Origin of the sequence: Wolbachia endosymbiont of Nomada ferruginata (genome assembly GCF_001675785.1) — a bacterium.
In the GTDB taxonomy this organism is placed as follows: domain Bacteria; phylum Pseudomonadota; class Alphaproteobacteria; order Rickettsiales; family Anaplasmataceae; genus Wolbachia; species Wolbachia pipientis.
The window spans coordinates 1-13,540 of sequence record NZ_LYUY01000024.1; the positions used below are offsets into that span (position 1 = coordinate 1).

Annotated in this window: 16 protein-coding genes and 1 pseudogene; 9 read left to right on the forward strand and 8 right to left on the reverse strand. The window is 35.4% G+C overall.

The genetic code is table 11. From position 1 onward, the window contains the following. Positions 1–152, forward strand: a pseudogene (locus BA053_RS07210) (IS4-like element ISWosp8 family transposase); the annotation flags it as partial. Positions 153–161: 9 nt separating this feature from the next. Here the strand turns inward: BA053_RS07210 and BA053_RS02300 are convergent. After that, positions 162–371: a hypothetical protein gene (locus BA053_RS02300; protein WP_015589377.1), complete on the reverse strand. Its 210-nt coding sequence runs from the start codon at positions 369–371 to the stop codon at positions 162–164. Between the two features lie 131 nt (positions 372–502). Here BA053_RS02300 and der point away from each other — a divergent pair, with 131 nt between their 5' ends. From der to BA053_RS02325, 5 genes are all read left to right on the forward strand, one after another. Then, complete coding sequence (gene der, locus BA053_RS02305; RefSeq protein WP_065094846.1) at positions 503–1,828, forward strand: ribosome biogenesis GTPase Der; 1,326 nt, start codon at positions 503–505, stop codon at positions 1,826–1,828. Beyond that, positions 1,825–2,346: a disulfide bond formation protein B gene (locus BA053_RS02310; protein WP_065094847.1), complete on the forward strand. Its 522-nt coding sequence runs from the start codon at positions 1,825–1,827 to the stop codon at positions 2,344–2,346. Before der ends, BA053_RS02310 begins: the two co-directional genes overlap by 4 nt. Continuing rightward, complete coding sequence (locus BA053_RS02315) at positions 2,321–2,863, forward strand: demethoxyubiquinone hydroxylase family protein (protein WP_006279362.1); 543 nt, start codon at positions 2,321–2,323, stop codon at positions 2,861–2,863. The genes BA053_RS02310 and BA053_RS02315 overlap by 26 nt, the downstream gene beginning before the upstream one ends. Positions 2,864–3,443: 580 nt before the next feature. Beyond that, positions 3,444–4,424, forward strand: coding sequence for a phospho-N-acetylmuramoyl-pentapeptide-transferase (gene mraY, locus BA053_RS02320; RefSeq protein WP_065094848.1), 981 nt, complete (start codon positions 3,444–3,446; stop codon positions 4,422–4,424). Positions 4,425–4,430: 6 nt separating this feature from the next. Further along, entirely contained in the window at positions 4,431–5,027 is a 597-nt protein-coding gene (locus tag BA053_RS02325) for a ribonuclease HII (RefSeq protein WP_065106714.1), read from the forward strand. Between the two features lie 14 nt (positions 5,028–5,041). Here BA053_RS02325 and virB9 read toward each other — a convergent pair whose 3' ends face one another. From virB9 to BA053_RS02340, 3 genes are all read right to left on the reverse strand, one after another. Next, positions 5,042–5,827 carry a P-type conjugative transfer protein VirB9 gene (virB9, locus tag BA053_RS02330; protein WP_064125428.1) on the reverse strand — a complete coding sequence of 262 codons (786 nt, stop codon included), beginning with the start codon at positions 5,825–5,827 and terminating at the stop codon, positions 5,042–5,044. A gap of 185 nt (positions 5,828–6,012) precedes the next feature. Then, positions 6,013–6,468: an outer membrane lipid asymmetry maintenance protein MlaD gene (mlaD, locus tag BA053_RS02335; protein ID WP_065095368.1), complete on the reverse strand. Its 456-nt coding sequence runs from the start codon at positions 6,466–6,468 to the stop codon at positions 6,013–6,015. Between the two features lie 2 nt (positions 6,469–6,470). Further along, the gene (locus BA053_RS02340) at positions 6,471–6,785 is read right to left on the reverse strand and encodes an NADH-ubiquinone oxidoreductase subunit NDUFA12 family protein (protein WP_007548590.1); all 315 of its coding nucleotides are present in this window, start codon (positions 6,783–6,785) and stop codon (positions 6,471–6,473) included. A gap of 64 nt (positions 6,786–6,849) precedes the next feature. On the opposite strand from BA053_RS02340, the gene BA053_RS02345 reads away from it, so the two are divergent. The 3 genes from BA053_RS02345 to purF are packed head-to-tail and all read left to right on the forward strand — an operon-like array spanning position 6,850 to position 10,884. Then, positions 6,850–8,316: a proton-conducting transporter transmembrane domain-containing protein gene (locus tag BA053_RS02345; protein WP_065094850.1), complete on the forward strand. Its 1,467-nt coding sequence runs from the start codon at positions 6,850–6,852 to the stop codon at positions 8,314–8,316. A 53-nt stretch (positions 8,317–8,369) separates the two neighbouring features. Further along, the gene (gene rodA, locus BA053_RS02350; protein ID WP_065094851.1) at positions 8,370–9,473 is read left to right on the forward strand and encodes a rod shape-determining protein RodA; all 1,104 of its coding nucleotides are present in this window, start codon (positions 8,370–8,372) and stop codon (positions 9,471–9,473) included. 25 nt (positions 9,474–9,498) lie between these two features. Continuing rightward, entirely contained in the window at positions 9,499–10,884 is a 1,386-nt protein-coding gene (gene purF / locus BA053_RS02355; RefSeq protein WP_065106715.1) for an amidophosphoribosyltransferase, read from the forward strand. A 19-nt stretch (positions 10,885–10,903) separates the two neighbouring features. On the opposite strand, the gene BA053_RS02360 is transcribed toward purF, so the two are convergent. The 4 genes from BA053_RS02360 to ruvA all read right to left on the reverse strand — a co-directional run bounded on the left by BA053_RS02360 (position 10,904) and on the right by ruvA (position 13,353). Further along, complete coding sequence (locus BA053_RS02360; protein WP_065094853.1) at positions 10,904–11,413, reverse strand: DNA-3-methyladenine glycosylase; 510 nt, start codon at positions 11,411–11,413, stop codon at positions 10,904–10,906. Between the two features lie 33 nt (positions 11,414–11,446). Beyond that, positions 11,447–11,635, reverse strand: a complete 189-nt coding sequence (locus tag BA053_RS07215) for a hypothetical protein (protein WP_156518019.1) — start codon at positions 11,633–11,635, stop codon at positions 11,447–11,449. A 168-nt stretch (positions 11,636–11,803) separates the two neighbouring features. Continuing rightward, positions 11,804–12,784 (reverse strand): Holliday junction branch migration DNA helicase RuvB, encoded by a 981-nt coding sequence (ruvB, locus tag BA053_RS02365; protein WP_065094854.1) that lies wholly within the window; start codon positions 12,782–12,784, stop codon positions 11,804–11,806. Further along, the gene (ruvA, locus tag BA053_RS02370) at positions 12,781–13,353 is read right to left on the reverse strand and encodes a Holliday junction branch migration protein RuvA (RefSeq protein ID WP_065094855.1); all 573 of its coding nucleotides are present in this window, start codon (positions 13,351–13,353) and stop codon (positions 12,781–12,783) included. The genes ruvB and ruvA overlap by 4 nt, the downstream gene beginning before the upstream one ends. Between the last annotated feature and the right edge of the window lie 187 nt (positions 13,354–13,540).

Below are 13,540 nucleotides of genomic sequence, written 5' to 3' on the forward strand. Positions count from 1 at the left end.
GTAATGAGGCAGAAACTCTATCAGGTACTTATTGCGCCAAAAAACTTTCAAGCCCTTTTTAAGTATACGCGCTAAAGTTAAAATCCGACCGGGACAGCCGCAATAAAGTAGATAAGCCTAAACGCCATCATGTCTTTAGGAGAGTTTGCTAATGAAAGTTCTTAAGTTGACGTCATTGACTGTTCCGATTCGTTATATGACATAAGAGCATCATATATTTCATGCAATGTATTTGAGATGTTTTTTTCCATATGTTGATTAATATGCCCATATATTGTCGTCTCTTCCGAACACTCTGTATCTTTATGTATATGATTTTGTTGCTTTAATTCTTCTCTATCTACACTCTCTATTTGCTCTGACACTAGCATAACTACCCCATATTTTACATAACGAAATAAAAAAATTCTAACTGTAGTATGCTTATATAATCTACGAAGTCAATAGTTAAATTGAAAAGTTTCGGTTATAATTTACTTCATATAGAACATGCCCTTGAATTATGCTAAAAATCGCCATAGTAGGCCTACCAAATGCTGGAAAATCGACCCTATTCAACAGATTAGTGGGAAGAAAAGCAGCAGTAGTTAGTAACATTCCAGGAGTGACAAGGGATAGACGTGAGGGAATAGGGAGAATTAGCGATTTGGAGTTTAAAGTTATAGATACAGGAGGATGGAACGACCAAACTAATTTTTCACTACAAGTTATTGAACAAATCGAATTTTCTTTATCCAATTCAAACATAATTTTCTTTCTTGTTGATGCAAAAGTGCAAAATGAGCGAAATGAAGAGTTTGCAAAGTGGCTGAAGAGAAAAATAAATAAACCTGTAATACTAGTAGCAAATAAATGCGAGAGTCATAAATCCGAAAATGTTGATTATTTGCAGTTTTTTGATTTTCTTGGCCCGGTGTATATCTCTGCCGAGCATAATCTTGGCATGGTTGATCTTTATGATGCATTAGCTGGTGTTATTGAAAATTTTAACGAGAACACTGAGTTACCTAACAATGAACTGAGTAGGCTGAGGATCGCGATCATCGGCCGTCCGAATGTCGGAAAATCAACTTTTTTAAACAGCTTGCTTACAGAAAACAGAGTAATAGCGAATTCAGAGCCAGGCACAACACGTGATTCTGTAGATATTGTATATGATCATAATGGAGAGCTAATTACTCTTATTGATACTGCAGGAATTCGAAGAAAGGCTAATGTTACAGATGAATTAGAATCAAGATTTGTTGAGAAAAGCTTAGAATCAATCAAGCGCTCTCATGTGGTAGTTTTAATGCTAGACTCCCTGCTTGGTATTGAGCAACAGGATTTATCAATTGGTGAAGCTGCAATTAAGGGAGGGAAAGGGATTATTGTTGTTTTAAATAAGTGGGATTTAATAGGTAAGGATGACAGAAGTAAGTTAATAAAATTTGTCAAACAACAGGAAGTGACTCGGTTATTCTTGGAAGTGCCAACTATAACAGTTTCTGCGTTGAAAGGCATGCGCTGCGGTGATGTGATAGATAAGTGTCTTGAAGTGAGTGAATCCTTGAACAAGAAGATCAGCACTGCAAAACTGAATAAGTGGCTCATAGATGCTGTAGGAAAACATTCTCACCCTCTTGTAAAAGGCAAAGCAGTTAAAATGAAGTATATCGCTCAAATTGGTACTAAACCTCCAGCTTTTTCTTTGATATGTAACATACCTGAAAGTGTTGATGAAAGTTACAAACGCTATTTAATTAACGATCTCAGAAAAAATTTCTTTGCAGACGGTGTGCCAGTTAGATTGCTTTTGAAAAAAAATAAAAATCCCTATGTAAAATGAATACTCTGCTTTATACTTTCAGGGATAATTTACTTAAAGTTATGTGTAATAATTCCAGAATTCCTGCAATCTTTCTGCTGTCGAGTGCCGCTGCTCTAATTTTTGCATATGTGCTAGAATATTTTTTCAACATGCTGCCATGCAAGTTATGTACATACGAGCGAATAGTTTACTATATCGCCGGATTACTTGCAGTAGCGTGCATGCTTAAAGACAACAAAATTCTAATCTATGCAATGTTTTGCAGCTACCTCATAGGTGCAGTAATATCTTTTTATCATGTAGGTCTTGAACTCCACTTATTTCATGATGTTTTAGGTTGTACAGAGCAAGCAAGTGGTAACGTTAGTATAGAAGAGCTCAGAAATAATCTACTAAATCCTAATTACTCTCCATCTTGTGACAGACCTCATTACGTTCTAGGTGTTTCCTTAGCAACATGGAATCTAATTTATCTCATAGTAGCTCTGTTTGTATCAGGTAAGGTGTATTGTGGAGAAAGAAAGAAATCTAAATAATTTAAGGTACAGCAACAATCAGTTCTTGCAACAGGCAATTAGAGTAGATCACGCTGGAGAATATGGAGCTATTTGCATTTATTCTGGTCAAAAATTTATTCTTAAGAAATCTTCTATAATCAATGAAATAATTGAAATGGAAGAGCAGGAAAAAAAGCATTTTCACTATTTTAATGAGAAAATCAAAGAGCAAAAAGTTCGTCCTACTGTTTTGTTGCCTGTTTGGCGTGTTTTAGGAGTGTCGCTTGGCGTTGCAACTGCCATTATGGGCAAAAAAGCTGCTATGGCTTGCACTGCTGCAGTTGAAGAAGTTATCGGGGAGCACTACAAAGAGCAAGTTTCACATTTAGAAGATGGGGAATTAAGAGAAACTATAAGTAAATTTCGCGACGAGGAGTTAGAGCACAAAGATATTGCAATTCAGCACAATGCTGAAAGCGCATTTGGCTACAACATTTTATCATCATTCATAAAAACAGGCTGCAAAACTGCTATTTACTTGTCTAAGTTAATTTAACTAAGCAGCTTTCTTAAAGTGTTTTAAATGTTCTGATAACAACAGAAACCAGGAAGGAATTCAAGTGTAACAATTATTTTATAACTATATTTACATATCACCATTATTAATAAGTAATTAGTATTTGTAAATTAAATACATCTAAAGTATAGACTGCAAAGGAGGCAAAAGTGCGTTTTAATTTAGAAGAGGGAAATGCTCTTATGTAATACCTGCCACAGGTTCACAACTGTACGAACATTCATTTTTGAAGGTAAATTGCACAGCAAATGGTGTCATTCCAGTCTGGAATCCAGAAATTTTGCTTATAACTGAGCTGATAAGCTAAAGGTAATTGTCTTACACTAAAACAAACGTTTTTAATTAAGTTGCATAGAACCAGTGTCTGGGCACTGGGATGACACCCCACTGGTGGTCCAAACTACAACGTTCGTACAGTTGTGGATTCCAGACTGGGATGACACCCTACTGATGGGCCCAAATCACAATGTTCGTACAGTTGTGGGTCAGGCTATAGGATGACAGAAGTTGACTTTATTAGCTATAGGTGGTATGACACTTAGTCAATTTAAGTAAGCAGATGATCTTAGCTACAAAAGTATTTTTTACCTCATTTGTTTTTGGGTTTATTCTTTTTCCCTATTTTATAAAGCTTCTAAAAAAAATAAGCAAAGATGGGCAACCAATTAGATCATGTGGACCAGAAAGTCATTTAATAACAAAAAAGAATGTACCACCTATGGGCGGAATAATAATACTGATTTCTTCTTTATTACCAATTTTACTCTGGGCTCAGTTAACACCAGAAATTTTGCTGCTGATATTGATAACTCTATTTTTTGCTCTACTTGGATTTATTGATGATTATTTAAAATTGAAGACAAATCACTATCGAGGTTTAAGTGCAAAAACCAAAATACTTATTCAGTTTATTGTTGCTCTGGTTGGTGTGTTTATACTTAAGCTATACTCTGCTGAAGGTTTTACAAAAACGTCCCTATTTAAAGGAGTAATAATAGATTTTGGCTATCTATATGTTCCGTTTGCTGCGTTTGTAATTGTCGGCTCTTCTAATGCTGTGAATCTCACAGATGGTTTGGATGGCCTTGCTGCAACTCAAGTTATCACTTCCTTTGCTTTTTTGGGGCTAATTGCATATATAACTCAGGCAGATATGAATATTACTTTATTCTGCATTGCATTTATAGGAGCTATTCTAAGTTTCTTGTGGTTTAACACACATCCAGCAAAAATATTTATGGGTGATGTTGGTAGCTTGTCGGTAGGTGCGGCTTTAGGGTTAACTAGTGTCCTAATTAAAAGAGAAATGCTTTTTGCTATTATTGGAATAATCTTTGTAATAGAGACTCTATCTGTTATTATTCAGATATCATATTTTAAATATACAAAGTTTAAATATGGAGAAGGAAAAAGAGTTTTTCTTATGGCACCAATACATCATCACTTTGAGAAGAAGGGATGGTCAGAAAATGCAATCGTTATGAAATTTTGGATAATTTCTATTATCTGTTCAGTTTTTACTATAACTTTCTTATTATAAAAACCTATGAAATACCCAGACTTTACATTAGAAAATAAATTATCAGGAGTGATAGCAGGAGTGGATGAAGTTGGAAGAGGTCCGCTAGCTGGTCCAGTAATATCCGCAGCCGTAGTGTTTATTGATAGAAATACAATTATTGATGGAATCAACGACTCGAAAAAGTTGACTCCTCAATGTAGGCAAGTCCTATATGAAAAAATAATATCCGTTGCAAAATTTGGTATAGGAATGGCAAGCGTAGAAGAAATAAATTCATACAATATCTTGCAAGCAACAAAACTTTCAATGAAACGTGCGTTGATAGACTTGGACCTAGAGTTAGATTATGTGCTAGTTGATGGTAATCAACCACCTGAAGTGAAATGGCAAGTGAAATCCATAGTAAATGGTGATAATTTGAGTACATCAATTGCAGCAGCTTCAATCGTTGCAAAAGTTACGAGAGATCGGCTTATGCAAGAATTGCACAATAAGCATCCTGAATATAATTGGTATAAAAATAAAGGATATGGGACAAAAGAGCACCTTAACGCTATTGGCCTTTATGGAATTACAGAACATCATAGAAAAAACTTTGCAACCATATCTCGGGCATTATAGCCTTTAGATAGTAATCACTTACCTTTTTTGAAAGGCATGTTTTCATTAAATAGGCAAACTGTACTCGATCCATTCCTTAAGGTAAACACTGAACTTACCCTTTCGATTATCAGATAGTTGTCAACTGTACGGAAATTTACTAAAGACTCATATCCTGCAGAATCAACCATAAAAACTGCCGGGAAATCAGAGTTTATTTTATTGAATTGTAGATATGTAAATTTTCCATCATCAAAAACCTTGATTGGTATTATTGACTGACTGCCTTTAACGTGCGAGATGGAATAATTAAAATTTAAACCCTTCTTTACAACTTCAATATCGTTTATATCAGGAATAATGGTATGACTAGCTTGTTCGAGGATATCACCGTTATTTGTTGTGTAAATCTCATCACTGCTAAATAGTGGATAAAGAAACCTTACTTCATATGCTAATCTTGGATCATCTAGTCCAGTTGCTTCTTCAGCATGAAGTTCAAAGTAATAAACTCTTTTATTGGTAATTATAGTTGCGTTGGTATCGGCAATATCATCTATAGGCTTAATAAACAATCTGTTACCTTGAGGAAGGAGTTGCCAACCAGTTGAATCACCCATTGAAAGGTTTTGTATTACCTCCCCTGGTTCAAACAATATACTGGACTGATAACCATAAAAACCCGTATACTTATGTATAGCCTGTGGGTTATAATTTATTACCTTTATGTGATTATCTCCAGCTATTGAACGTGGCTCCTGTTTTGCAAGTGCATCACTACCACAGAGGAACAATAGTACGGCAAACAGTAAACCAATCATAATATCAAAATGAATTAATCTTCATTTTATCATTAATAGACATGCACTGCAACTGTTAAGGCACTTTCTATACTATAAACCCCAAAGCAAGCGGTAGAAAAGGCAAGAAATAAGGCAAACTCCTTAAATACTTTAGAACTACAGGAGGCTTTACCTGAACGGATATACTTGGAATCCTGCCATTTTCACTTTGTAAACATACCAAGAATTCTGTCCATTATTCCACCCATATTTGCTTCAGCTTGAGTATACTCTATTTTGCCACCATGCAAGAGTAGTTTAATATCTGATCCAGGTGATATATTAACAAATTTACTGCCAACAACTCCACTGCTAGTGATCAGAGCTGAACTATCAATTGGCAATTTTATGTCTTTGCTTATACACATATCGATTCGTGCTACGTAGGTAGCTTTGTCAAGTGATACACCAGTTATGCTTCCAATATCTACACCAGAGATCTTGACACTATCACCAACTCCTATACCGTTAGCGTTAGCAAAAAGACCATATATTTTATAGCAGTCCTTATAGTTTTTCTTTATGTAAGATAGCTTATCAATAGCAAAGAAAATCAGAAAAATAGTAAAAATTAATACAAATAATCCAGCGGTTATTTCAAGTATATTTGACCTTCGCATCTTTAGTTATCAGGACTCCAGCTTTTATAGTAATTTTTCACTTTTTGGTTTGGATAGTATGCATCTTTTGTACCCGTTAAATTAGGAGTATGTTTTACTTTTCTTTTTTTATTATTAACTGGTACTACATTATCAGTATAGTGAAGCCATATATGCCATTCCGGAGGCACTGTTGTAGGCTCAGAAACACTGCTATACATAACCCACCTTTTTCCTTTACTTGATTCATAGTAAGAATTTCCATTTTCATCTCTTCCTACAAATTTATCTTCTCTTCGTAATAGGCGTTTTATTGCATTACAAATTTTAGATAACATAAGGGTATTAAAACAAAAAGTATTATATATACTAATACTTTAACGATATATTAACAACAATTTAATGCAATTACCAATCTTACAAGTTATTATCCCAATAATTGCATCAATGTTTTGCTTTCTTGCCAAGAAACACAAGGTATCTTGGTTTATTTCTTTTATTGCAACAACAATCACTCTTATCATTTCATCAATACTACTCATTAAAACATATAAAGGTGAAATTATAACTTATCACCTTGGAAATTGGGCTCCTCCGTATGGAATAGAGTTAAGAATCGACGTGTTAAATTCCTTAATTCTAACCCTAGTGAATTTTATAGCGCTGATTAGTGTGCTTTATAGCTTTTATATTAACGAAAAAGAGATTAGCAAAAACAAAATCACTGGTTTTTACTCTCTATTTCTACTGTGCTTAAGCGGACTGCTCGGGATTCTAGTAACAAACGACATATTTAACCTTTACGTTTTCTTGGAAATTTCATCTCTTTCTTCTTATGTATTAGTTTCAATGGGAAGGGATAAAAAAGCCTTGGTTGCAGCATTTGAATATCTAATTAGTGGAACAATAGGTGCAACATTTTATTTATTTGGCATCGGGCTCTTGTATTCAATGACTGGAACGCTCAATATGTCTGACATGGCTGAAAGAATAGTTCCATTATACGATAACAACATCATAAAACTTGGCACGTTGTTCATTTTTGTTGGTCTCTCAATCAAAATGGCACTGTTTCCATTAAGCAGGTGGCTGGTTAATGCATATAGTGAGGCGCCAAGTTTCATTAGCATATTCTTTTCAGGCACAGTGACAAAAGTGATGATATATGTTTTCATCAGAATCTTTTATACTGTTTTTCATCAAAATTTTTTCTTGTTTAAGCCGCTACTGGACAATGTGATAATTATCCTCGCACTTTGCGCTATTGTATTTGGGTCGATATTTGCAATAACCGCAAAAGACATAAAAAGACTGCTTGCTCACTCTAGTATTAGCCAAATTGGTTATATAATTTTAGCACTGAGTTTTAACTCAAAAACAGGTGTATTTGCAGCAATTCTTCACATAGTAAACCACAGCATAATAAAAACATCTTTATTTATGGCTGCAGGATGTATTTCTTACAAATTTGATACAACAAAAATAGAGAATTTATCGGGACTCAAGAAATCAATGCCTTATACAGCACTTGCGTTCACTCTACTCAGTTTAGCATTAATCGGTGTGCCTTTAACAAATGGCTTTGTAAGCAAGTGGTATATAATGAAAGCAATTATCGAATCTCGCGCGTGGATTTCCCTGATAGCTTTTGCTGCCGGTTCTTTTCTTGCACTAATATACATGTGGAAGATGGTAGAGAAAATGTATTTTGAAAATGATGCAACGTCACGCACTAGAATGACACTAGGCAAAATTAATGATGTGCCATTTCCTATGCTTTTCTGTCTATTGTTTATGGCAGCTTTAACAGTAGTAACTGGAATATATAGCACTCCAATTCGGTTAGTAGTTGAGAAGTTGGTTTTTTGATTTTTATCTTTGTTTCATATTTTACTGTACTTTAAGGTTATAAGGTCTTTATTGTGGGTAGGCTGAAGAAGATTCATTGGTTATTAGTCATTAACGTGATAGCGCTGTTTTGCGTTGGCATTGTTGTTCAATACTCTTCTGCTGGAGGAAAGTGGGTGCCATTTGCGATTCACCAACTGGTCATATTTTCCTTCTTTTTCCTACTCGCTATAGCTATGTCATTCATAGAGCTAGATTTTTATTTGAAGTACGCCTACTTTTTTTATACAGCAGCAGCGATTTCACTATTAGCAGTAAATTTTTTTGGCTCACACATAATGGGTGCAACAAGGTGGATAAGAATTGGATCAATTAGTTTGCAACCATCAGAATTTGCAAAAGTAGGCTTAATACTTGCGCTTGCTCGCTATTTTGATAAGCAGAGTATGTATAAAATGATGGAATTTAAAAGATTGCTTAAGGCACTTATAATTATTTTCTTACCCGTGTTCTTGGTGTTAAAGCAACCTAATTTAGGCACAGCTATGATAATGTTATTTATAGGGATGTCAATTATATTCACAGCAATAATAAAAAGATCTCATTCGATAATATGTGGAACGCTTGGCATTTTTGCAGTACCAGCTATTTGGCCTTTTTTACGTCCTTATCACAAGCAAAGGATATTGTCATTTTTGGATTCATCAGTGGATCCACTTGGAATAGGTTATAATGCGCAGCAATCTCAAATAGCTATTGGTTCAGGAGGTTTGCTTGGTAGGGGCTTTGTTAACGGAAGTCAAACTCAACTTGGATTTTTGCCGGAGAAACGTACAGATTTTGCTTTTGCAGTGCTGAGTGAGGAATGGGGATTTTTAGGTAGCATGGCTTTAATTTTACTCTATACTACATTGCTTGCTATAATGCTCTCTATTGCTTATAGGTCAAAAAATTATTTTTCTAAGTCGGTATCTATCGGCATTTTTGCCTTTTTTAGTGCTCATTTCTTTATAAACATCGGAATGACAATGGGCCTCTTACCTGTAATAGGCGACCCATTGCCATTTCTGTCCTATGGAGGAAGTACAACTGCTGCAAGCTTAATATGTATAGGGCTATTGCTAGCAATAAAAGCAGATGAACAACAAAATGCTTGTATTTTACCTATGCTAAAGTAAAATTAAACTTTACTTAATAGTTTTTATGCTAGATGAAATGCGTGAGGAGTGTGGGGTATTTGGCATAAGTTGCAACCAAAGTGCTGCTTTTAACTCTATACTTGCTCTCCACGCTTTGCAGCATAGAGGTCAAGAGTCTTTTGGTGTAGTAACCAGTAACAACGATAAGCTGCACTCTTATCACTTTCAAGGTCAAGTGAGCAGCATATTTGATGATATAGATGAAATAAAGAAATCCTTACCTGGAGATTGTGCAATAGGTCACGTTCGATACTCAACAAGTGGTAATAAGTTTGGAGTGCAGCCCATGCTTGGCAAAAGTGGCAAATTTGGGGATTTTGCCATAGCACATAATGGTAATTTAATTAATATTTCTCCAATACGCGAACAATTAATTAAACAAGAGTGCGTTTTTCAGTCAGATATTGATACAGAAGTAGTAGTGCATCTGACAGCAAGCGGTGAAAAAGATAGCTTCTTAGAGAGTTTTATATATGCATTAAAGCAAATACAAGGTGCTTATTCTTTTGTGGCAATCAATCAAGAAGTAGTTATTGGAGTACGTGATCCGTCTGGAATCAGGCCTCTTGTTTTAGGGAAGTTAAACGGTTCTTATGTTCTTGCATCTGAAACTTGTGCTCTTGATATAGTAAATGCAGAGTTTGTTAGAGAAATAGAACCAGGTGAGTTAGTCACCATTGATCGAAATGGTAATCTAGCTTCAGCATTTCCTTTCCCACAGCAAAAATCAAGTTTTTGTATTTTTGAATACGTTTATTTTTCAAGACCAGACAGCATAATGGAGAATAGGTCCATATATGATATAAGAAAAGAAATAGGAAGAATACTTGCAGAAGAGAGCCCACCAAAAAACAATATGGATATGGTTGTACCAATACCTGATTCTGGAATACCTGCAGCTATTGGATATGCAAAGCATTCAGGGTTACCTATGGAACTGGGAATAATTCGTAATCATTACATAGGAAGAACTTTTATACAACCAACCGCTGAAGTACGTAAAGTTAGAATAAAATTAAAATTCAATGCTAATAGGCACACTTTGAAGGGTAAAAACATAATTTTAATAGATGATAGTATAGTGCGTGGTAGTACGTTAACAAATATAATAGTTATGTTAAAGGATGCAGGAGTAAAAGAAATTCACCTCAAAATTTCAAGCCCACCAATTAAGCATTCTTGTTTTTATGGAATAGATACGCCAGAGTGCAAAGATTTAATTGCTGCAAATAAATCTGTAGAGGAAATTAAGGAAGTTATAGGAGTAGATAGCCTAGCCTTCTTGAGTATTGATGGATTATATCAGGCTGTTAAAGGAGAAGTGCGTAACAATGCTACACCACAATATTGTGATGCTTGTTTCACTGGTGATTATCCGATTGGCAAATAGTCTACGCAAGGTCTTAAGTTTAGAAAATCTTAAACCGCCAAAATTTCTCTTGGCCTTTACTAATTCCGATTCTCGGGGTGCAAATATAATCTGGTTTGAGGTAAGATTCATAAACACAAAATTCGTGGCTTATAGTAAGGTCCTGTTTGTTATGTTCTTTTGTAATATTTAATCTTTTACACAATATTCCTGGCCCACCTAAATTTGCCTCAAGCGGTTCAATGAGCTTTAATCCCCGTATTAACACTGCTGCTGGGAACCCTTCTGCTTCTGTTACAATATTTAAACAGTAATACATTCCATATATAAAGTACACATATGAAAACCCCGGCATACCAAACATTACTGAGGTTCGGTTAGTATAACCCTTAGCTGCATGACAAGCTGGGTCACTCATTCCTATATAGGCTTCAACTTCGGTTATTATTCCACTAAAGTTAGAAAATTTGAGGACTTTTCCCAATAACTCTCCAGCTACAGTTAAGGTCGGCCGCTCGTAGAAATTTCTTGGTAGTATTGTGCTACCCATTTTTTATTTTTGTTCTGAGGTTCTATATAGAATTCAGTTTAAGAATTTCTGGATCCCAGTGTCAAGCACTGGGATGACAAGAAGGGTAGCTACTTGAATGACAAGAAAATGGTACTGGCATAATAAGAAAGAAACACTGAGATGGTGAAAGAGAGAATATACGCGAGCAGCACCCATAGGGTAGCGCGTGACGCTGGAATCCAGTTTTTTCCTATTACCCAAACCGTAGCTTAATTAGTTAGAATAGCATAACTAGCGAGTACGAAATGGAGAAGTTTTAATTTGAATTACAGTTTCAGTACTATTTAACATATATGCCTCCATTATTATTAACACACAAATGTCAACATACGAGCATTATCTCAATTAGCCAATATTTAATTATGGTGTTTAATATTGGAAGCTCAAATACTCCCTTGCTTGGTCGGTTAGAACGCGTCCTCTTGGTGTGCGCTTTACAAAACTAATTTTGATTAAATAAGGTTCCACTGTTTCTTCGATATTGCCGGCATCTTCAGATAGCGCAATAGATATAGTGTCAATTCCAACAGGTCCTGAGGTGTTGAATAAAAATCTTAGATAATGCACATCAAGTTTATTGAGTCCCATTTTATCTACACCCAATTTTAGCAATACAGAATCAGCGACTTCATAAGTGATTTTTTTATCATCTTTCACTTCAACAAAATCCCTTATCCTTCTGAGTAACCTCAAAGCAATTCTTGGAGTACCGCGCGCACGGCAGGCAATTTCCCGTGCAGCACCCTCTTCAATTTCAGCAGAAAGAACTCTTGCGCCTCTTTTTATAATATCGACTAGCTCCTCAAAAGAATAAAACTCAAGATGCAAAGGAATGCCAAAACGATCTCTGAGTGGCGCAGAAAGTAATCCAAGCCGTGTAGTTGCTCCAATTAGCGTAAATGGTGGTAGATCTATCCTTAAAGTGCGAGTAGATGGACCTTCACCTACTAATATGTCCAAGCAAAAATCTTCCATAGCAGTATATAAAACTTCTTCGATGCTGCGATTTAATCTATGAATTTCGTCGATAAATAGAACATCTTTTGCATTTAAAGTGGTAAGCACTGCAGCCAAGTCCCCAGCTTTACTAAGTAAAGGACCAGAAGTTGCGCGAAAGCTAACTCTTAATTCTTTAGAAACAATTTGTGCTAAAGTTGTTTTGCCAAGCCCTGGAGGACCGTACAATAAGACGTGATCTAAGGCTTCAGTTCTCGTCTGTGCAGCGTTTATAAACACTTTTAAATTTTGTATTAAGTCTTTTTGCCCGACAAAATCATCAAGTTGCTCAGGCCTGATGTTGATATTGCGCACATCTTCAGTATATTCTTTATCGCACGATATTGATTTCATAGTGTTTTAAGCGCCATGCGAATAATATCCTTAGTGTCCAGGTTTGACGATTTGTCTTGTATTTTTTTTATCGTATCATAAGCTTTCATTTTTTCATACCCAAGATTGATCAATGCTGAAAGTGCATCTTCATTGATTGGATGAAAATTATTGTTATTTATTTCTAGTTTACTCACTTTGCCACTTAATTCAGTGATGATTCGATTTATGAGTTTCAGGCCAAGTCCACTCATCTTGAGTGTTACTTTATCTTCATTCATAATTGCCAAAAATAGCTGTTCTGGAGTTAATTTACTCAAAATTGACATTGCAGTTTTATAGCTAACACCGCTTACTTTAACTAGCAACCTCAAGCACTGTTGTTCTTCTTTGCTTATAAAACCATATAGCTGAGTAGTGTTTTCTCTGTTATTTGCATAGGTTTCGATAAGTAATTTGATTCTACTTCCGATGGAACATGCATTTAGAGTTTTGGCTGAAAGATACACCATATAGCCAACATCATTTACATTCAGGATTATGTGATCACCACGCACTTCATCAACTATTCCGCTTAGATTTCCTATCATTTTTAGTACTATGTAGGGTTCAGTTTAAATACTCCTGGATCTTAGGTCAAGTAAACGAACATTATAACAGGGAAACGTGGCTAAAAAACCACTTGACAAACTCCGCCAGCCCCCTTATCATAAACACTGAAGCTATTTATTTATCTTCTCTGTACAGATTAAATGACAAAAAAACTCACGTATCTGG